Annotated in this window: 2 protein-coding genes; both read right to left on the bottom strand. The window is 32.6% G+C overall.

Annotated elements, in window-relative coordinates; translation table 11 throughout:
• Window positions 1-358 precede the first annotated feature (358 nt).
• On the bottom strand, window positions 359-712 hold the full coding sequence (locus tag CHI06_RS20010) for a hypothetical protein (protein WP_095250372.1): 354 nt from the start codon (window positions 710-712) through the stop codon (window positions 359-361).
• Between the two features lie 137 nt (window positions 713-849).
• Entirely contained in the window at window positions 850-1,149 is a 300-nt protein-coding gene (locus CHI06_RS20015) for a hypothetical protein (protein ID WP_095250373.1), read from the bottom strand.
• Window positions 1,150-1,813: the final 664 nt, after the last annotated feature.

Here is a 1,813-nt window from a genome sequence, read left to right on the forward strand (position 1 = left end):
TTTTTTATTGCACGAATTGCAGCGTGACAATCAAAACGCCCATAAATTTTGCTTTTGCGATTTCCTGCCAACAAACCTGGAGTTTCACTTACATATGGGATATTATCTGATCCCAAAAGTGTATAGGTTTTGGGTTGATCTGCTGAAATCTTATTGATATTTCCCACCTTACTCATCACCTTCTATTCATTTTTCAATCTACCTAAGGATTAACCATTTATTATTAATAACTTTTCCGACTCAATATACCCAGCATTGGATCCTATAAGGATATCAAACCTATCATTATAAATATTTAAATTCTTAAAATCTCAATTATTGTGAAGAGACGTTTTCTTATTATAATAATCTAAAAAAGCTATACTAAATAATTCTTTGTTATAGCTTGCCAAATCTTTAAACCACGATCGTAGTCCATTGACACCATTGTTTGTGCTAATACAACATGGTTTCCTACTATATCATTTATATCCGATGATGGTACTGGTCTTCCAATCCTTTCAAATCGGTTTAAAGGCATATAATATTCTTCATTAATATGTAAACCATCATCATTCAAATAATCCCCTATCTCCATCACTCCTGTAGCAACTCCTCTGGCAATAATGCCAGTTCCATTGCTATATAAAAATACTAAATCATTAGGTTGTATTTGGCTAATTTTCTCTTTCCACGGTGAAAAATAAGCAGAACACTTCTCATTTTTCAACATGTCCCTCTCAGTTTCTCCACTAGGCACATTCGTCCGGTTAGTATTAATTATGTAGGCCTTCCTCAAGTCTTTCACGCTCCCTTATATTTAATCCCTTATTAAGTCTGAAAATTTCTATTAAAAAATAATAATTAACTTTACTTTCTTTTATTCTTCACATGGTTTAAATCTATTTTCATTTTTGTCCCTTTTAGGACAATATCAAACCCAAGTTTAATAAGAAAGTTATTAGTTTGATCCCCACCGTGAAGGTTCCTAATTTCTAATCCGAATGCTTCACTACTTGCAATTTGTAAGACTTCCTTTGGTGGATATAATCGGCCTTCATAATATAAATCATAACCAGTTGACGGATTTAAACTTTCAATTCCCATTGCATTAATACGAGTTATTGCACTTATCACATGTTCTCGGGTTATCTCTTTCGGTATGACCATTTTTTCTCACCTCAAATTTTCATTTTAAAACACTAACCATTCTTGAGTTATTCGATAGTTTATCAATATATTTTTCCATTGTTTCCTAACTGAAGCTACCTACCCAAAGTGGGATTATCCGTATTTCTACTTTTTTCATACACACTTTTAATATGAATCAATATATATTTATAATAAACTGGTAATATACTTACAATATTCGATATAATAGGACGTTTTTCCTCTATCCTATTTATCATTTTTCATCAATTTGGCGTCATCCACCCGTATTCTATCACGCTATTTCTTGAAACTCTTTTATCCTTTTTGTGGAAAAATGTCATTTCGTTTACAAACAAGAAAAACATGGAAGTGACACAGGCAATTGCACCCATATTGCGCGAACAACGAAAAACGTCCCAAGTTTGTTTGAGTACTTGGGACGTTTCCGTTTATTCATAACAGAAGCTTAAATCATTGGGCATGCCATTCCGTACGTTGGAATCAAGCTTAAAAGAAAATCGGAATCATGCTGAACTTTTTGTCTTTTTACAGTACCGTCCCTAACCTACTTCTCATTCAATTACTTCAAAGGGTTCTAGTACTTGATCAATTGTTACATTGTTCACCGTAAAAAAGTCGAAATCAACTTTTTGATTCCCTAAATCATTTTATTCTACAAATA

It is taken from the genome of Bacillus sp. 7884-1 (genome assembly GCF_002272245.1).
In the GTDB taxonomy this organism is placed as follows: domain Bacteria; phylum Bacillota; class Bacilli; order Bacillales; family Cytobacillaceae; genus Neobacillus.